At 73.1% G+C, this 21,939-nt stretch carries 18 protein-coding genes and 3 pseudogenes; 11 read left to right on the plus strand and 10 right to left on the minus strand.

Annotation, left to right across the window (positions count from 1 at the left end):
• Positions 1-49: 49 nt before the first annotated feature.
• The gene (locus tag AC2RP6_RS05920) at positions 50-634 is read left to right on the plus strand and encodes a TetR/AcrR family transcriptional regulator (RefSeq protein ID WP_486445203.1); all 585 of its coding nucleotides are present in this window, start codon (positions 50-52) and stop codon (positions 632-634) included.
• A 10-nt stretch (positions 635-644) separates the two neighbouring features.
• Here AC2RP6_RS05920 and AC2RP6_RS05925 read toward each other — a convergent pair whose 3' ends face one another.
• Positions 645-1,562, minus strand: coding sequence for an MBL fold metallo-hydrolase (locus AC2RP6_RS05925; RefSeq protein ID WP_486445204.1), 918 nt, complete (start codon positions 1,560-1,562; stop codon positions 645-647).
• Between the two features lie 163 nt (positions 1,563-1,725).
• On the opposite strand from AC2RP6_RS05925, the gene AC2RP6_RS05930 reads away from it, so the two are divergent.
• Both AC2RP6_RS05930 and AC2RP6_RS05935 read left to right on the plus strand, forming a co-directional pair.
• A complete protein-coding gene (locus tag AC2RP6_RS05930) occupies positions 1,726-1,935 on the plus strand; it encodes a hypothetical protein (protein WP_486445205.1) in 210 nt (69 codons plus the stop codon).
• Entirely contained in the window at positions 1,922-3,331 is a 1,410-nt protein-coding gene (locus tag AC2RP6_RS05935) for an amidase (RefSeq protein WP_486445206.1), read from the plus strand. The genes AC2RP6_RS05930 and AC2RP6_RS05935 overlap by 14 nt, the downstream gene beginning before the upstream one ends.
• A 13-nt stretch (positions 3,332-3,344) precedes the next feature.
• Here AC2RP6_RS05935 and AC2RP6_RS05940 read toward each other — a convergent pair whose 3' ends face one another.
• The 4 genes and pseudogenes from AC2RP6_RS05940 to AC2RP6_RS05955 all read right to left on the minus strand — a co-directional run.
• Positions 3,345-3,698 carry a hypothetical protein gene (locus AC2RP6_RS05940; RefSeq protein WP_486445207.1) on the minus strand — a complete coding sequence of 118 codons (354 nt, stop codon included), beginning with the start codon at positions 3,696-3,698 and terminating at the stop codon, positions 3,345-3,347.
• A 189-nt stretch (positions 3,699-3,887) separates the two neighbouring features.
• Positions 3,888-4,646: a hypothetical protein gene (locus AC2RP6_RS05945; RefSeq protein ID WP_486445208.1), complete on the minus strand. Its 759-nt coding sequence runs from the start codon at positions 4,644-4,646 to the stop codon at positions 3,888-3,890.
• A 339-nt stretch (positions 4,647-4,985) separates the two neighbouring features.
• Positions 4,986-5,310, minus strand: a pseudogene (locus tag AC2RP6_RS05950) (RHS repeat-associated core domain-containing protein); the annotation flags it as partial.
• A gap of 4 nt (positions 5,311-5,314) precedes the next feature.
• Positions 5,315-6,043: pseudogene (locus tag AC2RP6_RS05955) on the minus strand (transposase family protein); the annotation flags it as partial.
• 685 nt (positions 6,044-6,728) lie between these two features.
• Between AC2RP6_RS05955 and AC2RP6_RS05960 the strand changes: the two are divergent.
• The 6 genes and pseudogenes from AC2RP6_RS05960 to AC2RP6_RS05985 all read left to right on the plus strand — a co-directional run.
• Positions 6,729-6,830 (plus strand): annotated as a pseudogene (locus AC2RP6_RS05960) (IS5/IS1182 family transposase); the annotation flags it as partial.
• Positions 6,831-7,259: 429 nt separating this feature from the next.
• Positions 7,260-7,766 carry a metallophosphoesterase family protein gene (locus AC2RP6_RS05965; RefSeq protein ID WP_486445209.1) on the plus strand — a complete coding sequence of 169 codons (507 nt, stop codon included), beginning with the start codon at positions 7,260-7,262 and terminating at the stop codon, positions 7,764-7,766.
• Positions 7,767-8,283: 517 nt separating this feature from the next.
• Positions 8,284-9,771 (plus strand): xanthine dehydrogenase small subunit, encoded by a 1,488-nt coding sequence (locus AC2RP6_RS05970; protein ID WP_486445210.1) that lies wholly within the window; start codon positions 8,284-8,286, stop codon positions 9,769-9,771.
• Positions 9,768-12,167 (plus strand): xanthine dehydrogenase molybdopterin binding subunit, encoded by a 2,400-nt coding sequence (gene xdhB / locus AC2RP6_RS05975; protein WP_486445211.1) that lies wholly within the window; start codon positions 9,768-9,770, stop codon positions 12,165-12,167. The genes AC2RP6_RS05970 and xdhB overlap by 4 nt, the downstream gene beginning before the upstream one ends.
• 1 nt (position 12,168) lies before the next feature.
• The gene (xdhC, locus tag AC2RP6_RS05980) at positions 12,169-13,041 is read left to right on the plus strand and encodes a xanthine dehydrogenase accessory protein XdhC (protein WP_486450231.1); all 873 of its coding nucleotides are present in this window, start codon (positions 12,169-12,171) and stop codon (positions 13,039-13,041) included.
• 146 nt (positions 13,042-13,187) lie between these two features.
• The gene (locus AC2RP6_RS05985; protein WP_486445212.1) at positions 13,188-13,931 is read left to right on the plus strand and encodes a class I SAM-dependent methyltransferase; all 744 of its coding nucleotides are present in this window, start codon (positions 13,188-13,190) and stop codon (positions 13,929-13,931) included.
• 3 nt (positions 13,932-13,934) lie between these two features.
• On the opposite strand, the gene AC2RP6_RS05990 is transcribed toward AC2RP6_RS05985, so the two are convergent.
• The 3 genes from AC2RP6_RS05990 to AC2RP6_RS06000 all read right to left on the minus strand — a co-directional run bounded on the left by AC2RP6_RS05990 (position 13,935) and on the right by AC2RP6_RS06000 (position 16,659).
• Positions 13,935-14,099 (minus strand): hypothetical protein, encoded by a 165-nt coding sequence (locus AC2RP6_RS05990; RefSeq protein ID WP_486445213.1) that lies wholly within the window; start codon positions 14,097-14,099, stop codon positions 13,935-13,937.
• Positions 14,100-14,615: 516 nt separating this feature from the next.
• The gene (locus AC2RP6_RS05995) at positions 14,616-15,587 is read right to left on the minus strand and encodes an L-threonylcarbamoyladenylate synthase (protein WP_486445214.1); all 972 of its coding nucleotides are present in this window, start codon (positions 15,585-15,587) and stop codon (positions 14,616-14,618) included.
• A 484-nt stretch (positions 15,588-16,071) separates the two neighbouring features.
• Positions 16,072-16,659, minus strand: coding sequence for an RICIN domain-containing protein (locus tag AC2RP6_RS06000; RefSeq protein ID WP_486445215.1), 588 nt, complete (start codon positions 16,657-16,659; stop codon positions 16,072-16,074).
• Positions 16,660-16,941: 282 nt separating this feature from the next.
• On the opposite strand from AC2RP6_RS06000, the gene AC2RP6_RS06005 reads away from it, so the two are divergent.
• Together AC2RP6_RS06005 and AC2RP6_RS06010 are read left to right on the plus strand one after the other, a co-directional pair.
• The gene (locus tag AC2RP6_RS06005; protein WP_486445216.1) at positions 16,942-18,096 is read left to right on the plus strand and encodes an ATP-binding protein; all 1,155 of its coding nucleotides are present in this window, start codon (positions 16,942-16,944) and stop codon (positions 18,094-18,096) included.
• Positions 18,093-18,719, plus strand: coding sequence for a response regulator (locus AC2RP6_RS06010; RefSeq protein ID WP_486445217.1), 627 nt, complete (start codon positions 18,093-18,095; stop codon positions 18,717-18,719). Before AC2RP6_RS06005 ends, AC2RP6_RS06010 begins: the two co-directional genes overlap by 4 nt.
• An 11-nt stretch (positions 18,720-18,730) precedes the next feature.
• On the opposite strand, the gene AC2RP6_RS06015 is transcribed toward AC2RP6_RS06010, so the two are convergent.
• Both AC2RP6_RS06015 and AC2RP6_RS06020 read right to left on the minus strand, forming a co-directional pair.
• The gene (locus tag AC2RP6_RS06015; protein ID WP_486445218.1) at positions 18,731-20,464 is read right to left on the minus strand and encodes a Stealth CR1 domain-containing protein; all 1,734 of its coding nucleotides are present in this window, start codon (positions 20,462-20,464) and stop codon (positions 18,731-18,733) included.
• 359 nt (positions 20,465-20,823) lie between these two features.
• A complete protein-coding gene (locus AC2RP6_RS06020) occupies positions 20,824-21,807 on the minus strand; it encodes a TetR/AcrR family transcriptional regulator C-terminal domain-containing protein (protein ID WP_486445219.1) in 984 nt (327 codons plus the stop codon).
• Positions 21,808-21,939: the final 132 nt, after the last annotated feature.

The raw sequence follows: 21,939 nt of genomic DNA on the forward strand, positions 1-21,939 counted from the left end.
GAGCTCCGCACGCCCTCATGAAGCAAGAACTTTGCTTTAAGCTGCCGCCATGAGTCGCAAACCGATGGTCCGCCCAGGTGGCCGCAGCGCCCGCGTCCAGGAGGCCGTCCACACCGCGGTGCGCGAGCTCCAGGCCGAGCTGGGCCGCGCCGAGCTGACCATTCCGCTGGTCGCGGCGCGCGCCGGCGTCACCCCCTCGACCATCTACCGGCGGTGGGGCGACCTGCAGGTGCTGCTGTCGGACGTCGCGGTGGAGCACCTGCGGCCGGAGGCGCCGCCGCAGGACCACGGCAACCTGGCAGCGGATCTGCGGAGTTGGGCCGAGCAGTTCATCGAGGAGATGGCATCCGAGGTCGGTCGCGCCTATGTCCGCGACGCCCTGCTCGGGGCTCCCGACGGTGACAACGCCGCGCGGTGCTCGCAGTACGCGGCGGAGCAGATCGGTGTCGTGCTCGCCCGGGCGGCGGAGCGCGGCGAGGTCGCCCCGGAGGTCGAGCCGGTCCTGGACCGGGTCGTGGCGCCGATGATGTACCGCATCCTTTTCCGCCCCGGGGGCCTCACCGCCGACTACGCGCGCGGGCTCGTGGACGACTTCCTGGGCGACCGCGCGGACGACTTCGGCGCGGCCCGCTGACCCGCTCCCGTCAGGCCGCGGCGTTTCCGCCGCGGGCGGGGACGGGTTCGAGCCGGTAGGCGGCGCCCTCGGCGACCACCCGGCCGGCGGTCGGCGGGGGGAAGTGCGTGCCGAGGAGGAGCGTGCCCGTACCGGCGAGCGAGGCGAGCAGGGAGCGGCGGGTCGCCTCGGCCCGCCCGGGGTCGATGTCGACGCAGCTGCCGATCCCCGGGTGCGCCAGCTGCACGGGGTGGTGGACGCAGTCCCCGGTGATCAGGGCCGCGGCACCACCGTCGGCCACCCGTACGGCGACGTGGCCGGGCGTGTGCCCGGGCGCCGGCACCAGCTCCAGCCCGGCGGCCACGGCGACGCCTCCGGCGGGCACGTCGACCGCTTCGAGCAGCCCCGCCTCTACGACGGGGTGCACGGAGTCGCGGAACACGGCCGCCCGCGCGTCGTCCATGACGTGGGCGGCCCAGAAGTCGTACTCCGTCTTCGAGGTGAGGTAACGGGCGTTGGGGAAGGTGGGCACCCAACTGCCATCCATCTCGCGGGTGTTCCAGCCGACATGGTCGGTGTGCAGGTGGGTCAGCAGGACCAGGTCGACCGATTCCGGCGGGAAGCCCGCGAGCGCGAGGCGTTCGAGGTAGTCGGTGCGCAGGTCGTGCCAGGCCGGGTTGGCGCGCGTCTTGCCGTTGCCGATGCCCGTGTCGACGAGGACGCGCAGTCCGTCCACGACCATCGCGAAGCTGTGGCTGTCCAGGCGCAGGACGCCGTCATGGTCCGCGAAGTCGGGCCGGAGCCAGTCCCGTTCGGCGACGACGTCGGCGGTGGCGGCGGGCAGGAGCCACGAGCCGGTCGGCGGCGGCAGGGGGATCTCGTCGATGCGGTGGACGGTGACGGAGCCGACGGTCCAGGACGGGGCGACGGCGGGCGGTGCTGCGCGCACGGGGGTGCCTTCCTTCGTCTGCGGAGGGCGAGCGCCCACCTAAAAGCGACTGATTCGCTTTTGGCTAACCTAGGCCCTGTCAGCACCTAAAGCAACCTGTTAGCTTTTAGGGGGATGGTTGTCCACCACCCCCTCCCCCTCCGCCCGTTCAGGAAGGACACCCGTGTCCGCCGACGCCCTCACCCCGCCGGAGACGGCCCGCTGGGCCGCACGCTCCGGCCTCCCACTGCCGCCCGAACGCCACGCGCACGTGGCCGCCACCGCCGAACACATCCACTCCGTCGTCCGCGTCCTGCGGGAACTCGACTTCGGGGAGACACCGCCGTCCGCCGTGTACCGCGCGGGAGGGGAGGAGCCCGATGCAGCCCTCTGAGCAGCCGTACGAACTGACCGTGGCCGACGCCGCCGAGGCGCTGCGCACCGGCAGGGTGTCGCCGGTCGAGCTGGTCGACTCGGTGCTGGAACGCATCGAGCAGGTGCAACCACGGCTGGGCGCCTACGCCTCGGTGGCGGCGGACCGGGCCCGGCGTTCGGCACGACGCGCAGCCGACGAGATCGCCGCCGGCGGGGCCAGGAGCCCCCTCCACGGGATACCCGTGGGGCTGAAGGACCTGATCGACGTCGCCGGGACGGCCACCTCGGCGAGCTCCAGGGTGCGCGAGGGTCACCGGGCGGCTGCCGACAGCACGGTCGCCGCGCGCCTCTTCGCGGCCGGCGCGGTGTACGTCGGCAAGACCCACACCCACGAGTTCGCCTACGGCCTGACCACCCCTCAGACGGGCAACGCCTGGGACCGGAGCAGGGTGGCCGGCGGATCCAGCGGCGGATCGGCCGTCGCGGTGGCGGCGCGCGCGGCGACGTTCGCGCTGGGAACCGACACCGGCGGGTCGATCCGGGTGCCCGCCGCCCTGAACGGGGTCGTCGGGCTGAAGCCCACGTACGGACTGGTCCCCCGGCACGGTGTGACCTCGCTGTCCTGGTCGCTCGACCACGTCGGGCCCATCACCCGCACCGTGCGGGACGCCGCGCTCGTCCTCGCCACCCTGGTGGGCCACGACCCGCGCGACCCGGCGTCGGTCACCGCGCCGCCCGCCGGCCAATGGCACGGGGTGGAGACGGACTTGACGGGCCTGCGGGTGGGCGTGCCGGGCAACTACTACTTCGACCACGTGCACCCCGACGTGGAAAACGCCGTACGGCGGGCGATCGCCCGGCTGGCGGAGCTCGGCGCGCTGCTCGTCGACGTCGAGATCCCGATGACGCGCTACATCCGGGCGACCCACTGGGGGCTGATGGTGCCCGAGGCGTCCGCCTACCACGAACGGACGCTGCGCGCGGTGCCCGACCTCTACTCGGCGGACGTACGCGTCCTGCTGGAGGCCGGCGAGCTGATGACCGCCGGGGACTACCTGCGGGCGCAGCGCGCGCGCACGCTCCTGCGGCGGGCGTGGCTGGAGATGACGGACCGGGCCGCGGTCGACGTGATCGCGGCGCCCACCGTGCCAATGACGGCGGTGGAGGCCGGGCGGACCGACGTGACCTGGGCCGACGGCACGGTGGAGAGCGTCTCCGACGCCTACGTACGGCTGTCGGCACCGGCCGACGTCACCGGCTTCCCCTCGCTGACCGTCCCGGTCGGCCTGGACCCGCAGGGCCTGCCGATCGGCATGCAGCTCATGGGGAGGCCCTTCGGCGAGGCCGCGGTCCTGCGCGCGGGACACGCCTACGAGCGGACCGGCACCACCCGCGCCCTGGCCCCGGCCGTATAGCGCCGACGCTGCGTCAGGCCGCTTCGACGGTGACGAAGCCGTACCCGGTGAAGGCAGCGGCCACGAGAACCAGCAGGGCGAGCCGTACGCCCGCGAGCCACAGGGCGACCGTACGCCACCGCCGACTCGCGGCCCGCGACAGCAGGACCGCGGTCCCGGCCAGCGACAGGAGCAGTTGGAGGGCGGAGAAGAAGCAGACCAGGGCCACGGGCGAGGTGGGCCCGGTGCCCGTCCCGTCGTCCTCCGCGATCACGGGCAGCAGCAGGCCCGTGGCGCACAGGACGAGGGCCGTCAGCGCCGTAGCCAGGACATCGAAGGCGAGGGTGACGGCCCAGCCGGCGGACAGCCGCGGGGTCGGTCGCGGCATCCGGTGCACATGCGTGCGTTTCCGCGTGCGGTGGAGTGGGGTGCCACGTGCTGCTGCAAACCCGGCGAGGAGAGCCGCCCCATCCACCGGCCCCGCGGCCATCTCCTGCTCCAGGGCGCACGCCGGTTTCTCCCGGAAGGTCCTGGAAGGACTACCGCGACCTTGTCGTTGACGACGAAGTCGCCCAGGTCACGAGGCTGCCCCCGGACTCTGCTCGATGCGGTCCAGCAGGGGCTCCGCCCACTTCGGGAGGGCGGACGCCGCCGGGCGGGGCGGGCGGGGGTCGGAGGTGATGCCGATGCCTCCCGCCGGGTCGCCGTACACGAACCGCTGGGAGCATTCCAGCCAGGAGCGGACGAACAGGTTCGCGCTCCACGCCAGGGCCAGCGCGCCGCGCAGCCCTGGGACCTCGTACCAGTAGCTGGTGAGCACCACGGCGCGGGAGACCGCCTCGTCCGGGTCCCCCGGCCTGGAATCGGCGGTGAGCCCGGCGGCCAGCACCGATGCCGCGAACCGGTTGTCGGCGAGCAGCCCGCCGCTGTCACAGACGACCGCGTCCAGCAGGTCCGCCGGGAGGCCGGCGGCGGCATGCTCCAGCCTCGCCAGCAGCTCGGGCAGGCCCGGATCGCCGACCGCCTCCGGGTCGGGAACCACCCTCAGGTCGACCGGCAGCCGCTCGTCCCCGGTTCGGGCGGCCAGCAGGTTCACGTACGCCAGCGCGCGCAGGGTCTGCCAGCGGCAGAGCGTGTCGAGCAGCGTGGTCCGGGAGCTGCGGAAGGCGAGCCGCACCGGCCAGTCGGCTGCCCGGACGTCGTTGCCGAGCGCCCGCAGCCCGGCCGGCACCGGGGCCGGGAAGACCCTGCTCTGGCCCGGGTCGTAGGACGGCTCGGCGCGGTAGCCCGGCCAGCCGGGTGCAGGATCGCGCGGGATACCGTTGCGGCTACTCATTGACTTCGCCGCCCTTCGGGGTCCGCCACTTCGCGGTGTCCTTGCCGTCCCGCGGAGTGATGTAGTTGGAAAGGTCCTCCGGCTCGATGTGGTACGCGTGAATCATATGGTCCTGGCGGATGATGGCCACCGGCCTGGACGGGTCCAGGGTCTTGTCGATGATGATGCGCGCCCCCGTCTCGCTGTCGCAGTAGGTGGCCGGCGATTGGAGGTGGCCCCGCAGGTACTTCTCCAGTTTCACCTCGTCTTTCCCGATGCCCTCCAGGTAGTGGTTGTCCTTGCCGCTCTCCGCCTCGTTGAGCTGGTGGTCGACGCCCTGTGCCGCCCGGGTGCTGTCCGAGTACGGGGCCAGGCCGAAGGGGTCGCACCACCCGTGGGGGTTGGCAACGTACGCCACCGGGTTGGGAGCCGCCGCCAGGCCCAGCGGGTCCGGGCTCAGGTAGCGGGCGGTCTCGGGGTCGTACGTGCGGAAGTGGTTGTGATGCAGGCCTGATTCGGCGTCGAAGTACTGGCCGGGGAAGCGCAGCGGCGTGTAGGCCGTGGCGTCCCGGTTCCAGGCCGTGGATCCCCACAGTGTGGAACGGCTGCGCCAGGCCAGCCCACCGCGCTCGTCGACGAGTTCGGCGGGTGCGCCCACCAGGTCGGTGACGATGGCGTAGAACCGCTCGTAGGGCGTTCGCACGCTCTGCCGTGCCGTGCACGTTGCGGATTACCGCGTTGAAGGTCCGGTCCGGCTCGACGAGTTCGCCGCCCCGCGGTTTCTTGACCGGGTGGCGGAACCCGTCGCGATGTTCTCGTAGCCGAGGTCGGCCAGGGTGGGGACGCCCAAGGTGGCGACGAGCCGGTTGAGGGCGTCGACCAGGCCGTGGGCGCGGGCGCAGGTGGTGTCGTGCGCGCGGCCCGGGCGGACCGGCGACACCCACAGCGGCCAGCCGTCCGGGGCCGCGATGACCTGTACGTTCCCGCCGTGGTGGCTGCGTTTCCCTGACCACCACAGGTCCGCGCCGTTGGGGCCGGCCGCGGCCACGCAGTCGGTGTGGATCACCGTGCCGTCCAGGTTGAGGTGGGTGTATCCGGCCGCCGCCGCGCGTTCCAGTGCGGTGGACAGGTCGGGGGCCTGGTCTGCGAGTACGGTCATTTCCCCCGTGCAGGTAGCGGTAGGCGGTGGAGGTCGCAATGCCGTTGTCCCGGGCGAGTTGGACGAGTCGGGTGCCGTCAACGAACCAGCGCAGTAGCAGCACGGCCTGTTTGAAGACGCCCAGGGCGCGGGTGCCTTTGCGGGGGCCGAGTCGCCGGTGGTCGCGCAGCAGCATCGCGAGATGCTCGGCGGTCCGCCTGCGGACACCGAGGATGGCGGTGACTGGACGACACCTGAAGCCTCCCGGCCGGGACCCGATCTCCGCAGACCCGTTCCTACCAAGGGCTTCACGCACCACTGCCCGCCGGGTCACCACCCGCGACCACCTGCACACGGTGTCGCCCGTGGCCTCCACTGAGCACGTGCATCCCTGCGCCGGGCCGACCAAAAGACCCTGCGCACCCGCTCGTGGGTCCTGATAGGTTTACCGCCATGACGCTTATCCGAAAGGCCGATGGCGCGTAAGCCGCCCGGCGCCGTCCGCGCTCAGCGACGGCCAGCCCGCACCACAACTCGCCCCATTCGTCAGATACCAGGCATTTCCCGCCAAACCCAGGCGGCCATCCACCGGATCGAGGCCCAGCATCTGGGGCCCGGTGCTGTTGCTGAGGCTCTGCACCGGTACGAGAGGTTTCTGCGGCGCCCCGGCCGTTACCTGTATCTCCCCTTCGAAGCCTGCTGCTGTGACCCGGTGGAGGCTCGGGACACCCTCGAAGACGCACTCCGTCTGCTGTCGCCCACAGCGCGCAGACGACTGCACAGCGTCGTCGCACGCCTCGATGCGGAGTTCCTGCACCGCACCCTGCCCAATCCCGGGGCCGCATCCGTGAGCGCATGGGCTGCGGCGGCATGGTGGAGACAGCGCATGCGGGACATATAACCACCCACCGGTCCACCTGCCGGCGTGGCACTCAGCGCCCCCGTCGGCGCATTGCACTTGTTCGCTGAAGATCACCTTCAAGGCTCTGCGCAGGGCCAGCCTCGATCCCACCGCTGCACGGGCCGCCCTCATCCTCCTCCACCTCGAGCACGACCCCGCTGCCTGAGCGAAGATCACGAACCGTCACGAGACGTTACCGAGAAGGGTTCAATCGGTCAGCCCCCCACCCACCGAGCATCGGCCCCTTCTTCATCCTGGCTCTGTCTCACCTCCGGTTCGGAGTAGTCCGTCGCGTACTGCACCGCTCCTCGTCGGCGCCACAGGCGCTGAGTGCGCCGATCGCCACCGCAGCGATCAACAGGGGCCGGGCGGCTGCGGTCGTCCTCATCGCGAGCTCCTGTCGGCCGACGCGGGAAGGTCCCGGTGGCGGCGAGCAACGTACCTCCTCGATCAGGCAGTTCGTTCGCGCATCACGGGCATCAGGGGTACAGCCGTCCCCGCGTGAGGCACTTCACCCCATGGCCGGGAGTAACTCCCACCCCGCGGGGCGGTGTGCCGGGGGGCGGGGGAAGGGGGCGGGGGCTACGGTGGGGGCATGAGGCTGCTGCTGACCTCGGACACGCACGTGCCCTCGCGGGCCAGGCACCTGCCCGAGGGCCTGTTGACGGCCGTCGACGAGGCCGATGTGGTGATCCACGCCGGGGACTGGACCGACGAGACCACCCTCGACGTGCTGGAGTCGAGGTCGCGGCGTCTGATCGCCGTGTACGGCAACAACGACGGGCCCGCCCTGCGCCGCAGACTGCCCGAGGTGGCCCGCGCCGAACTCGGCGGCCTGCGCTTCGCCGTCGTCCACGAGACCGGCGCGGCCGCCGGACGCGAACGGCGCTGCGCGGCGCTCTTCCCCGACACCGACGTCCTGGTGTTCGGCCACAGCCACATCCCCTGGGACTCCACCGCCCCGGGCGGGCTGCGGCTGCTCAACCCCGGCTCCCCCACCGATCGCCGCCGCCAGCCCCACCACACCTACCTGACGCTCACCGCCGAGGACGGCGTCCTGCGCGACGTCGTCCTCCACCGGCTGCCCGTGGCCCCGCGGTAGGGCGTACGCGCCCGCCTGCCACCCCGGAAGCGCGAGGAGCGCGACCGGCGCGCCGAGTGCGGGCCGGCCGACGGCGGCGCCGCCGAAGGGAATCGGGACAGGTCTCGCCCCTGGATTCGCGTACGAATGCGGGCCGGTCGCGGTGACCGGCTTTCGTGGAATCCACCGGGCCGTGCTTGACCGATGAAGCCGCGGCAACGTAACTTCGACCGCACCCCGCTCGTGAGCTGCTGGAAGGAGGCGAAACCGGATGTCGACCATCTCCGGGCTGATTCGCCTCGCACACCAGATCGCCTGGGCTCCGGGTCGTGTAGCACACGGCTGCTGAGCAGCCCCCTCGTCGGCGTGCCCGATTGCGGCCCCGGCACCTTCTCATCGATGTCACCACTCAACGGCACGCCGTCGGCGTGCCGATGCGTCGCGCTGCGCGTTCCCGCGCCGCGGCCACCGGAAGAGAAAGCTCTGAAATGGCGACTTGGACAGTCCTGTCGACCGCGCACCGAAATGAGGACGTGCCATGGTAGCGGCGCGGATCACGGTCAATGGGAAGGAGACCCCGATCTCACCGGCGTCACCCCACACCACGGTGCTCGATTTCCTCCGCGAGCGCGGCCTGACCGGTACCAAGGAAGGCTGCGCCGAGGGTGAATGCGGCGCCTGCTCGGTCCTGGTGGCCCGGCCCGGGGTGCACAAACCCACCGACTGGGTGGCCGTCAACGCCTGCCTGGTGCCCGTCGCCGCGCTGGACGGGCAGGAGGTCGTCACCTCCGAGGGCCTGGCCACCACCGACGCGCCCGGCACGGCGGCCGTGCTGCACCCCGTACAGGAGGAGATGGCCGTCCGCGGCGGCTCCCAATGCGGTTACTGCACACCGGGGTTCATCTGCAGCATGGCCTCCGAGTACTACCGGCCCGACCGCTGCGCGCACGCCGGCCCCGGCACCGACGGCGGCACCGGCACCGGCACCGGCAGCGATTCCGAGCACGGTCCGAACGGCTTCGACCTGCACGCGCTGAGCGGCAACCTGTGCCGCTGCACCGGCTACCGGCCGATCCGGGACGCCGCGTACGCCGTCGGCACGCCCGCCGAGGACGACCCCCTGGCGCGGCGCCGCGAGCAGTCCCCGCCCGAACCGGTCGCCACCCGGTACACGCAGGACGACAGCGCGTTCCTGCGCCCGGGCACCCTGGCCGACGCGGTGCGGCTGCTGCGCGAGAGGCCCGACGCGGTGGTCGTCGCCGGCAGTACCGACTGGGGCGTCGAGGTCAACATCCGTTCTCGCCGCGCCGGTTGTGTCGTCGCGGTCGACCGGTTGCCCGAGCTGCGGGAGCTGCGCATCGGACCCGACCGCATCGAGATCGGTGCGGCGCAGACCCTCACGGAGATCGAGCGCCGCCTCGACGGCGGCGTCCCCCTGCTGGCGGAGCTGTTCCCGCAGTTCGCGTCGCGGCTGATCCGCAACAGCGCCACGCTCGGCGGCAACCTCGGTACCGGCTCCCCCATCGGTGACAGCCCGCCGGTCCTGCTCGCGCTGGAGGCTTCCCTGGTGCTCACCGACGCCGACGGCGAACGCGAGGTCCCGCTCAGCGACTACTTCACCGGCTACCGGCAGAGCGTGCGCCGCCCGGGCGAGCTGATCCGCGCCGTGCGCGTGCCGCTCCCGCTGTCCCCGGTCACGGCCTTTCACAAGATCGCCAAGCGCCGTTTCGACGACATCTCCAGCGTCGCGGTCGCGTTCGCGCTCGACATCGAGGACGGGACCGTGCGCAAGGCACGCATCGGCCTGGGCGGTGTGGCCGCCACCCCGATCCGCGCCCTCGCCACCGAGGCCGCCCTGGAGGGCCGGCCCTGGACCGCGCAGACCGTCGAGGCGGCCGCCGGGGTGCTCCGCACCGAAGGCACGCCGATGGACGATCACCGAGCCAGCGCCGGGTACCGCTCCGCGATGCTCGGTCAGAGCCTGCTGAAGCTGTACGCGCGAACCACCGAGGCGGTGCCGTCATGAGCCAACTGTCCGAACGCCCCGAGCAGCCCGTCGTCGGTCTTCCGCTGCCGCACGAGAGCGCGGGCCTGCACGTCACCGGTGCCGCCCTCTACACCGACGACCTGGTCCACCGCACCAAGGACGTCCTGCACGCCTACCCGGTCCAGGTCATGAAGGCCCACGGCACGATCACCGCGCTGCGCACCGGGCCCGCGCTCGCCGTGCCGGGCGTGGTCCGCGTGCTGACCGGCGCCGACGTGCCCGGCGTCAACGACGCCGGGATGAAGCACGACGAGCCGCTGTTCCCGGACACCGTCATGTTCCACGGCCACGCCGTCGCCTGGGTGCTCGGCGAAACCCTGGAGGCGGCCCGGCTCGGCGCGGCGGCCGTCGAGGTGGAACTCGACGAGAAGCCGTCCGTGATCACGTTGGCGGAGGCGATCGCGGCCGGGAGCTTCCACGGGGCCCGGCCCGTGATGGTGACCGGTGACGTCGACGCCGGTTTCGAGGACTCCGCGCACGTGTTCAGCGGGGAGTTCCACTTCTCCGATCAGGAGCACTTCTACCTCGAGACGCACGCGGCCCTGGCCCACGTCGACGAGAACGGGCAGATGTTCGTCCAGAGCAGCACCCAGCACCCCTCGGAGACGCAGGAGATCGTCGCGCACGTGCTCGGCCTGCACAGCCACGAGGTGACCGTGCAGTGCCTGCGGATGGGCGGCGGCTTCGGCGGCAAGGAGATGCAGCCCCACGGGTTCGCGGCGGTCGCCGCCCTCGGCGCGCGGCTGACGGGCCGCCCGGTCCGGGTACGGCTCAACCGGACGCAGGACCTGACCATGTCCGGCAAGCGCCACGGCTTCCACGCGACCTGGAAGATCGGCTTCGACTCCGAGGGCCGCATCCAGGCCCTGGACGCCACCCTCACCGCGGACGGCGGCTGGAGCCTGGACCTGTCCGAGCCCGTGGTGGCCCGCGCCCTCTGCCACATCGACAACACCTACTGGATCCCGCACGCCCGCGTCGCCGGCCGCATCGCCCGGACCAACAAGGTCTCCAACACCGCCTTCCGCGGTTTCGGCGGCCCCCAGGGCATGCTGGTCATCGAGGACATCATGGGCCGGTGCGCACCGCTGCTCGGCCTGGATCCCATGGAGCTGCGCGAACGCAACTTCTACCGGCAGGGCCACGCGACGCCGTACGGGCAGCGGGTGCTGCACCCCGAGCGGATCTCCGCCGTCTGGCGCCAGGTCCAGGAGGACGCCGGCGTCGCCGATCGCCGGGCCCGGATCGCCGCCTTCAACGCCGCGCACCCGCACACCAAGCGGGCGCTCGCCGTCACCGGGATCAAGTTCGGGATCTCCTTCAACCTCACCGCCTTCAACCAGGCGGGCGCGCTGGTGCTGGTCTACAAGGACGGTTCGGTCCTGATCAACCACGGCGGCACCGAGATGGGTCAGGGCCTGCACACCAAGATGCTCCAGGTGGCCGCGACCACGCTGGGCGTTCCGCTGCACAAGGTGCGGCTGGCCCCGACCCGTACGGACAAGGTGCCCAACACCTCCGCGACCGCCGCGAGCGCAGGGGCGGACCTCAACGGTGCGGCGGTGAAGAACGCCTGCGAGCAGATCCGTGAGCGGCTGCTCCAGGTCGCCGGCACCCGGCTGGGTGCGAACGCCTCGGACGTGCGCATCGTCGACGGGGTCGCGCGGGTCCTCGGCGGCGACGGGGAGCTGGCCTGGGACGACCTGGTGCGCACCGCGTACTTCCAGCGGGTCCAGCTGTCGGCGGCGGGGTTCTACCGGACCGAGGGCCTGCACTGGGACCCGAAGGTGTTCCAGGGGTCGCCGTTCAAGTACTTCTCCTACGGTGCCGCCGCGGCCGAGGTGGAGGTGGACGGGTTCACCGGGGCGTACCGGATCCGGCGGGTGGACATCGTGCACGACGTCGGCGACAGCCTCTCCCCCATGATCGACATCGGTCAGGTCGAGGGCGGCTTCGTTCAGGGCGCGGGCTGGCTGACCTTGGAGGACCTGCGGTGGGACGCCGGTGACGGGCCGCACCGCGGCAGGCTGCTGACCCAGGCGGCGAGCACGTACAAGCTGCCGAGCTTCTCGGAGATGCCCGAGGAGTTCAACGTCAGGCTGCTGGAGAACGCCACGGAGGAGGGTGCGGTCTACGGCTCCAAAGCGGTGGGCGAGCCTCCGCTGATGCTGGCCTTCTCCGTGCGGGAGGCGCTGCGGCAGGCCGCCGCGGCGTTCGGGCCCGAGGGGATCAGCGTCCCGCTCGCCTCCCCGGCGACGCCCGAGGCCGTGTACTGGGCGGTCGAGGAAGCCCGGAGCGGCGGCACGCGGCCGGGCGGCCCCGCGCCCGACGGCAGCGGGGTCCCGGCCGGAGCGAGCGCTCTGAGCCATGCCTGACATGAGCTGGGTGGCCGCGGTCGCGCGGTTGCGGGCATGCCGGGAACCCGGAGTGCTCGTGACCGTCGCGACCGTGCGCGGCCACGCGCCCCGCCGGGCCGGTGCCAAGCTCGTCGTGGGACGCACCGAGACCTGGGGGTCGATCGGCGGCGGCAACATCGAGGCCGTCGCCATCGACCGGGCGCGCGAGTTGACCCGTGCTGCCGGTACGGAGCCGGAACTGCTGGAGTTCGCCCTCAACGACAAGGTCACCGGCCCGCACGGCGTGCAGTGCTGCGGCGGGGCCGTCACCGTGCTGCTCGAACCGCTGCCGGTGGTCGAGGCCGTGGCCGTCTTCGGCGTCGGGCACGTCGGCCTGGAGCTGGCCCGCGTCCTGGCCCGCCAGGACCTCGACCTGCACCTGGTCGACACCCGCCCGGAGATGCTCGCCGACGAACGGCTCGGGGTGCTCGCCGACGCCGTCGCGCAGGTCCACGTGCACCGGGCACTGCTGCTCCCGGAGGAGGTGCTCGCGGAGCTGCCGCCCGGCGCCCACGTCCTGATCATGACCCATGACCACGCGGAGGACGCCGCGCTGTGCGACGCCGCCCTGCGCACGGCGGGGCTCGGCTCGATCGGCCTGATCGGCTCGTCGGCGAAGTGGTCGCGGTTCCGGCAGCGGCTGGCGACCGAGGGCGGCCACGATCCCGCCACGATCGACCGGATCAAGACGCCGATCGGGATCCCCGGCATCACCGGGAAGGAGCCCGCCACGATCGCGGTGAGCGTGGCGGCGGACCTGCTCCGTACGTTCGAACAGGGCCGCGGCCCGGGCGTACCGGCCGCGGCGGCGGACACGTCCGCGGACCATGCGTACGCCCCGGCGACCCCGTAGGCGATGCCCGGACGCCGTCCGGATCTTTGTCGGTTCTGCCAGTACGGGGCGCGGCCCGGCCCCGTGGAGACTTCCGAGCAGAGGCCGGAGCGCGCCCCGGGAAGGGGCGGCCCCGGCCACGGCATGTCGACGGGGAGGACATCACCATGAGCGCTCAGCAGCAGTACGACGAGATCGGCGAGGCCTACGAGGGGTTCAAGGCCCTGCCCCTGGAACAGTACGTGGTGGTGCCCAGCTTCCTGGGGCTGGTCGGGGACGTCCGCGGCAGGTCGGTCCTGGACCTGGCGTCGGGAACGGGCTTCTACAGCCGGGAGTTCAGGCGGCGCGGCGCAGCGGAGGTGCTCGGCATCGACATCTCCGGGGAAATGGTGGCGGTGGCGCAGGAGTTGGAGCGGCGCGACCCCCTCGGTGTGCGCTACGAGGTCGGTGACGTCGCCGATCTGCGGCCCCTCGCGCAGCGCTTCGACATCGGCCTCGCGGTCCAACTCCTGAACTACGCCGGGGACATCGCCACCACGGAGCGGATGTGCCGTGCCCTGCACCGCAGCCTGAAGCCCGGTGGTGAGCTCTTCCTGCTCAACCAGTCGCCCGACTTCCGCTTCGACGGGCCCACCCCGGAGCGCTACGGCTTCCGCAGCGTGCTCACCGGCGCGGAGGTCGAGACCGGGCCGCAGGTGCGGACGACCGCGCTGCTCGACCCGCCGGTGTCGTTCGTCGCCAACCTCCCGCGCCGCGAGGTGTACGAGACGTGCCTGCGGGCCGCCGGGTTCAGCGAGTTGACCTGGGTGCCGCTGGCGGTGTCGGATGCGGGCCGGCGGGCGTTCGACGCGGACTTCTGGGCGGACTTCCACGCCAACCCGCCGCTCGAGATGCTGCGCTGCCGCGCCTGAGGTTCATCGCGCGAGGCGCGAGGCGAAGGCGCGGGCGGCCGCCAGGTCAGCCGCGTCCGGCCGCCGCTTGTGCAGGCCGCCGATCGGCCGGAAGGGGGCCCAGGTGTCGAAGGCACGGCAGGTGAAGGTGGCTTCGACGGCGTACCCCTTGCCCGAGAGGAGCCGCACCAGCGGGCGGGTGTAGGGCGCGAACGGGAAGCTCGGGCAGGCCGCTGGTGGCGAACACGAAGGCCCGCCCGGCCCCGCCCGACGCCGCCGGCAGGGCCCGGGCGAGGGCGAGCAGGTCCGGGTGCATCCGCTGCGAGAAGACCCCGGAGCCGAAGCCCACCAGGTCGTGGCCCGCCAGGCCCGCGCGGGCCGCCTCCTGCGGCGTGACCACGCGGGCGTCGAGCACCTCGGCCATCGCGTCCGCGACGCGGCGGGTGTTGCCGTGGGATACGGAAGTGCATACGAGCAGGGTCTTCATCGCTGTCCCTTTCGTCGGAGCCCTCGCAACGCAGACCGAGCACCCCCACCGAATGTGACGGCCCCCCTCGTGCCGTTCCTCGGTCCGCAGCGGGACCGACGGCCGCGGGACCGACGGCCGCGGGACCGACCGCAGCGGGGCCGACCGCAGCGGCCCCGCACCTCGCGTCGCCGTCCGCCGGTCGGTCCACCGGCCGGGGCCCCGATCCGGCGGCGCGGTCAGGGGGTGGTGTTGCGGGGGCCCGCGGCACGGCGGAGGCGGTTGGCGATCGCCGAGCCCAGCCCCTCCTCCACCGGCAGGGAGGCGACGATGAGGTCGCACCCCTCCAGGTCGAGCTCACGCAGGAACCCGTACAGCCCGCGCGCATAGGCGGCCGGCGAATCGGGCACGGCCACCACCGCGTGCGCCTTCACCGCGGTACCGGCCAGGTGCGGGGGCAGGAAGACACCCACCTGGTGCCCCGCCTCCTGGGCGAGCGCGGCTTCCGCGGGGACCGCGTCCGGCTCGACGAGGACGACCCGCGCACGCGGCGCGTAGTGCGACGGGTGCTGGCCCGGCACCCGGACACCGCTCGCGGCCGGGACCGCCACCGGGTGCCCCAGCAGCGCTTCGAGGCTCTCGCGCGTCACCCCGCCCGGTCGCAGGATGCTCGGCGTCCCGCCCGTGACGTCGACGATGGTCGACTCGACACCGACCGGGCAGGAGCCTCCCTCCAGGACGAAATCGACGCCGTCACCGAGCTCCGCCCGGACGTGGTCCGCCGTGGTGGGGCTGACCGAGCCGAAGCGGTTGGCGGACGGTGCCGTCACCCCGCCTCCGAAGGCGGACAGCAGCGCGAGAGCCACGGGGTGGTCGGGTACGCGCACGGCCACCGTCTCCAGGCCGCCGGTCGCCTCCAGCGGCACGCGCGGGCCGCGTCGCAGGACGAGGGTCAGCGGGCCCGGCCAGAAGTGTTCGGCCAGCACACGCGCGGCCCGCGGCACCTCGGCGACCCAGTCGTCCAGCTGGTCCGCTGCGGCGATGTGGACGATCAGCGGGTGGGAGGGCGGCCGTCCCTTGACCTGGAAGATCCGCGCGACGGCGGCAGGGTCCTCGGCGTTCGCGCCCAGACCGTAGACGGTCTCGGTCGGCAGGGCGACCAGGCCCCCCGCCCGCAGCACCCTCGCAGCCTGCTCGATGTCACTGGCCATTGCCGTCACTTTCGTACGTCCCTCTCACACTCGCGCTCAGCTTCGGCGCGCGCTGCGGTCTCGCCGGCATACGACCGGGCGGACCTGCGCACGCTGCACCACCCCCATGATGCCGCGCAGAAAGAGGCCGCGCGCCGGACGGCCTCGATCGCAGGGCCGAGGCGGGGGGGAACAGAATGTCCGGAGAACGTCACACAGCGGGGGTGCTCCAGCAGATCGCCCACCGGCAGGACAATCGTCGACATCGCCCTGCCGGACAGGGAGGTCGGCGGTTCCTGCGGTCCGGCGAGCAACTGCCCAGCCGTGCCCGTCCGTTCAGGTGAACCTGCGGCGCAGCCGGCGCTGCGTACCGCTCCTGCCGACGGCCGCACCGACCGCGCGGACCGCGCCGACCGCCGGCCGCACCGACCGCGCGGACCGCGCCGACCGCCGGCCGGCAGGCGAGCGGGTCCCCTGCCGGGCACGGCGGCCGACGCACCGGGTCTCAGCCCAGCTGGTCGTAGTCGAACTGGCGGTCGTACAGCGGTGCCCAGACCTCGGGCCACGGCGTGGTGGTGCTCCCGCAGGCGCCCAGGACCACCGGGGAACGCCGCCCGGTGTCCCGGATGCACTGGCCGGTGCTCGCCTCGACGAGCTCCCAACGGTTCGGATAGGCCTCCGTACCGCGGTAGTTCCAGGTGAACGTGGTGCAGCCCCAGCCGTTCCGCAGGACCATCGGGGTGCCGGGCGCGGTGCCGCCCTGGGTGCCCAGGCAGTAGACGCCGAAGGCGCCGATGGTGAAGGTGCCGCCGCCCGTGCGCTGGAAGGTAAAACGCTGGTGGAGCGCGTTCTTGCAGTCGAAGGTCTGGATCACCGCGCCCTCCTGGGGCGCCCCGCCGCCGCGGATGTCCAGGCACTTCCAGCTGACGGCGGCTCGCAGCTCGTAGATCGCCGCGTTGTGGAAGTTCGACGTGTAGATGATTCCGGGATTCTCCGCCGCCTGCGCCGCAGACGTCGGCAGCAGCAGGGCCAGCAGCGCCATCAGGGCGGCCGCGAGGGCGTGCCTGCCGAGGCGGATCGACTTTCGGGTCACGCGTTTCTCCTGTTCCGAGTACGTCCTTGACCCGACGAAGCTAACGAGCGCGGCCGACCGTCCGGTACCCGCCTGTTCGGGGGGGGTACGCCCCCGGGCGAGGCGCCACGGGTCGGCGGGACTCGGCAGGACTCGGCGAGAACCCGCCCCGGAGCGGCCTGCGGCGGCCTTGACGCCGTCAATCGTGGCGAGATCCACTGGATTCCTCCTATACGGGGGAAACCTGTCGAAGCGGTGCGTGGGGGGTACGGGGTGGGGCTTCAGCGTGCGCGCAGGACCGCCGTGAAGGCCACGGGCCTCTTCCGGATCGCGCATCTCGTGGTCGGCGCCGAGGCGGTGGCCGCGGACCCGGTGGACGGGCGGTCCGCGGCCCTGTGGGCCGGGGTGGTGGCCGTCACCGTGCTCCTCTACGCTTCGGCGCTGCTGCGGGGCTGGTTCCGCCCCCGGTGGGTCTGGTGCGACGTCCTGCTGACCGGGTGCCTGCTGCCGTGGGTGGCGCTGGCCACCGTCGGTGAGGGACCGGCCGTGGAACCGCACGGCTGGCTGATGGTGCAGGCCCTGTCGGCCGCGGCCGCCGCCGTCGTGGCGCTGGGACGGCGGGGCGCCGCCCTGTCCGTCCTGCTCCTGCTGCTCACCTCCCTGACGGTCTACCAGGCCGTGCCCGCGCGCGAGGCGGCGGACCTTTCCGAGCACGTCCGGGCCGTCCTGGAGTGCGTGGTCCTCACCACGGCGGGCTGGTGGTACCTGCGACGGCAGGGCGCGGTGCTCGACGCCGCGCAGGGAAGGGCGGTCCTCGCGGAGGCCGCCCGTGCCCGACGGGCCGAGCGGACGGCCCACCACGCCGCCCTGCACGACACCGTGCTGGCCACGCTGTCGGCGATCGCCGCCGGGCGGGTGGACGCCGACGCCGCCGCCCTCCGCGAGCGCTGCGCCCGTGAGGCCGCGTACGTACGGCGCCTGGTGCAGTTCGACGAGGAGCCGCAGCCGACCGGGGACGCGGCGGGGGCCGTGCACGCCGGTGCGGCGCTGGAGGAGGCGGTCCGCGCCGCGGAGGGCCTGGGGCTTCGGGTGGAGGCCCGGTACCACGCCGTGCCCGAGGTGCCCCCGCACGTCGCGGGAGCCCTGGCGGCGGCGGTCGGCGAAGCACTCAACAACGTCCTCAGGCACGCCGGTACGGGCACGGCCGTCCTCACGGTCACCGGCGGCGGCGCGGGTGGCACGGTGGAGGTGACGGTGGCCGACCGGGGCGCGGGCTTCGACAGCGCGACCGCGGGCCGCGACGGCACGGGCGCAGGCACCCGCGACGGTACCGCTACCGGCACCGGCACCGGGCTGCGGAGGTCCGTGCACGGCAGGCTGGCCGGGATCGGCGGCTGGTCGCGCGTGGACAGCACCCCGGGGGAAGGCACCGTGGTCGAGCTGAGGTGGCCGGCGTGATCGACATCGCCGTGGTCGACGACGACCGGATGCTCGTGGAGGGGATGCGGTCCTGGCTGGCGGGCCAGGACCGGCTGCGTCTGGTCGCCACCGCGGCGACCGTGGGCGAACTGCTCGGCGGCCCGGGACGGGCGGCCCGGGTCGTACTGCTCGACCTCGTGCTGCGGGACGGGTCGGAGCCGGAGGCGAACGTGCGGCGAGTGTGCGAGAGCGGCAGCCGGGTGCTCGTCATCAGCACGGTCGCCGACCGGGCCCGGCTCGTCGCGGCCGTGGCGGCCGGCGCCGACGGCTACCTCACCAAGGACCACGCCCTGGAGACCCTGGTCGAGGCGGTGGAGACGGTGGCCGCGGGCGGTACGGCGCACTCCTCGGAGCTGGCCTTCGCCTGGGTCAGCGACACCGGCCCCGAGCGGCCGCGGCTGGCCCCGCGGGAGCGGCAGGTGCTGCGCGACTACGCGTCCGGGCTGACCCTCAAGGCGGCGGCCCGGCGGGCGGGGATCACCGTGAACACCGCGAAGCACTACCTGGACCAGGTGAAGGAGAAGTACCGGCAGGTGGGCCGGCCCGCCTGCACGAAGATCGAACTGGCCCGGCGGGCCCGCGAGGACGGCCTCACCGACTGACCCCGGCCGGCTTACGGCCGCGGGTGCTCGAACGGGGAGGGCACCGGGAAGTAGGCCTCCAGGAACGCGGCGACGATGTTGTGCTGCTGCGTCGCGGTCAGTGCGGCCGGTTCCCCGGTCCCCGTGGGTGCCTCGTCGTCGGCGAGACAGAACGCGTCCTGGCCGCGCCCGGCGGCCAGCGGCGGCAGCTTCTCGACCACGTCCTGGCGCGCGGTGCTGATGTAGGTGTGCTCCAGCCGGCCCTCGACCGCGCGTCCCCGCGCGAGCGCGAGGTGGGAGGCGAGGGTGACGGGGGCGAGGTCGTCGGTGCTGCGGAACACCGAGCGCGCGGTGGCGGCGAGCCGACCGGGCAGCAGCTCCTCGACGTGGGCGAAGAGGGAGCGCGTGAGGGGGTAGGGGGCGTGGGCGAGGATGTGCGGATAGGTACGGCCGACGGCCTCCTCGACGGCCTGCCGGGTGACCTTCTGCGACGAGGTGAAGACGTCGTCGCCGTCGCGGCTGCCGGGGTCGACGGCACGCCAGTCGTGGAACACCTTGGGCAGTCCGGAGGGCAGGAAGTAGTCCTGCGGTCGCTGGGGCCGGCCGAGGAGGATGTCGTCGTTGAAGTAGATGAAGTGTTCGGCCAGGCCGGGGATCAGGTGCAGCCGGCTCTCGACGGCGTGGGAGTTGAACACCTCGGGGGCGCCCGGGTCCGTCAGGAGTTCGCGGTGGTCGACGACGGTGACGCGGGGATGGCCGGTGTCGAGCCAGTCGGGGGTCTGGTCGTCGGTGACGAGGTAGACGTGCCGGATCCAGGGGGCGTAGGCGGCGATGGAGCGAAGGCAGTACCGCAGCTCGCCGCGGTCGCGGTACCGGTTGTCCGCGAGGTCCACCCGCGTGTGACCACCGGCGCCGGTGTCGCGGGCGGCGGCCCGCGCGGCGCGGTCCCGGCGTCGGCGCCATGCGGGGTCGGCGGCGTCCACCCAGGTGATCACGGCGTCGACGGGGAAGTCGATGTCGTCCGGGAAGCGGCCCGAGAAGCAGTCGACGACGGGGTAGTCCCGGTCGCCGACCCGGCGCGTGGCCGAGGCCGCCAGGGACGGTACCCACCAGCCGTACGGGGTCTCGCGCAGCGTGGCGATGGCGCCCTCACCGGAGTCGGGGGCCTCCCAGAACTCCAGGTCGCAGCCGGTCTCGGGGCCGTAGGTCAGGGTCCGGCCGGAGGTGACGACCGGGTGGTGCAGGCGGACGGCCCGGACGCGGGCGGGGAGCGGGGCCCCACCGGTCGGCCGGTCGCCGTCACCCGGCACGCGGACGGTGGCGGGAACGGGGACGGCCTCGGCGGCGTCGACCGCTGCCGGAAGGTCCTCCGCCAGCACGTCCCCGGCGTCGCCGTCGGCGGTGATGAGGCGGGCGTGGACGGGCAGCCCCTCGAAGGCGGCGGCGCAGGCCTTCAGCGCGGCGGCCCGGTCGCCCGGGGCGATGGCCACCCGGTGGGTGAGCCGGCCGTCGGGGACGAGCCCGTAGGGGACGGCGGCGGCTTCCAGGGCCTCGGCGACCGAGCGGAGGTTGGCGTCGCGGGCGTCCGCGGGGAGCAGGTCGTCCCGGACGAGGGCGAGCCGGCCGCGGTGGCGGACCAGGTTCGGTACGGTCGCCAGCAGCTCTTCTTCCCGGGCGGCGGCCCGGCCGCGCCCGGTGGGCCGGTCCCCCGTGCGCTCGGTGCCCGCGGGGCCGGGCTGGGGCGGGATGCCGCCACGGCGACGCACGGTCCGGGCAAGTCTGCGCAGCCCGGCCGGAAGGGGAAGCCGGTGTATTCCCTGCATGTACGTCCTCGGTGTGCGGCGCCGGTGAGCGGCTGCCGGTGTTCTGAGTGCCCCTCGGCGGGGATGGTGCCTCGGGGCGCGGTGGATGTCGTGTTCAGCGATACGTTTCCCTTCGTTTACGTTTCACGCAAGGGTCCGAGGACCTGCTGTTGCAAGTCACAGCGACTTCTCATGCGATGCCGCCCCCTCTGGCCGGGCGGGTGCTCCTCCGCGTCCGACGGCTCCAAGGCTCCGTTCCGGGCCGATGGGGTCCCCGTGCGTGCCGGGGAGGTGCTGCACGTCCCGAGGAGGCCCCGCGCGGTTCAGGGGGTGGTGGGGTCCGGGCCTTCGACGAGGGGCGTGATGCCGTCGAGGAGGGCTTTGAGGCCGAATTCGAAGAGGACGTCGAGCCGGAGGTCGTAGCCGTGCTCGAAGGATCCGACCACCTTGGCGAAGGCCGGGAAGCGGCCGGAGGCGACGAGCGCCCGGAGGTCGGCGGCGCGGCTGTCCATCCACTGGTCCTCCGACTGGCCCGTCGCCGCTTCCGCGTGCGCCTCCATCTCCAGGTGCACCGCCACGCCCTGGACATGGCTGTAGAGCAGCACGTGGATGTCGAACAGGGTCGTCGGGTCGAGACCGTGGCCGTCGAGTGCGGCCAGCATCCGGTCGCCGTGCACGATCAGGTTGGGTACGAGGAGCGGGCGGGTGAGGGAGCCGACCTGGGCCAGCCACGGGTGCCTGCGGTAGAGGCTCCACAGGGTCCGGGCGCCCAGCTCCACGCGGGCACGCCACCCCTCGGGGACGTCCGCGGGGCAGGACTCGTCCCCGAAGGCGGCGTCGGCCATGTGGAGGACCAGGTCGTCCTTGCTCGGGACGTACCGGTAGGTCGACATCGTCGCGACGCCGAGCCGGGAGGCGACCGCGCGCATGGACACCGCCGGCAGCCCTTCGGCGTCGGCGATCCCGATGGCCGTGCGGACGATCCGGTCGAGGCTCAACTCACCCTCGGGGGCACCGGCTTCGAGCGCGGGGGCCGACGGGAACGGGCGTCCGCGGGCCGGCGCCGCGGGGGCGCCGCCGACGACGACCGTGCCGACCCGGGGCCGGGCCTCCACCAGCCCTTCGAGGCGCAGAGTGGTCAGGGCCTTGGTGGCGGTGGCCAGGGCGACGCCCCACTCCGCGGCGATCTGCCGGGTCGAGGGAACCCGGTCTCCCGGGGACAGTTCGCCGTCCGTGATGCGCTGCCGGATCCCGGCGACGATGCGCAGGTACGGCGGCCGGTCCGCCGCGTCCGTGGCCTTGGTCACACCGAGCCGCCCTTCGGTCCTGTACTAGGGCAGAGGGTAGCAGCCAAGACTCCGGAAGAGCCGCTTTCTGCTCTAGTACAGCCTGCCGGATCGCCTGTTGAGGCTGCTGCGCGTACGGCGTACGTTCAGAGC

It is taken from the genome of Streptomyces sp. WAC03905 (assembly GCF_057371075.1).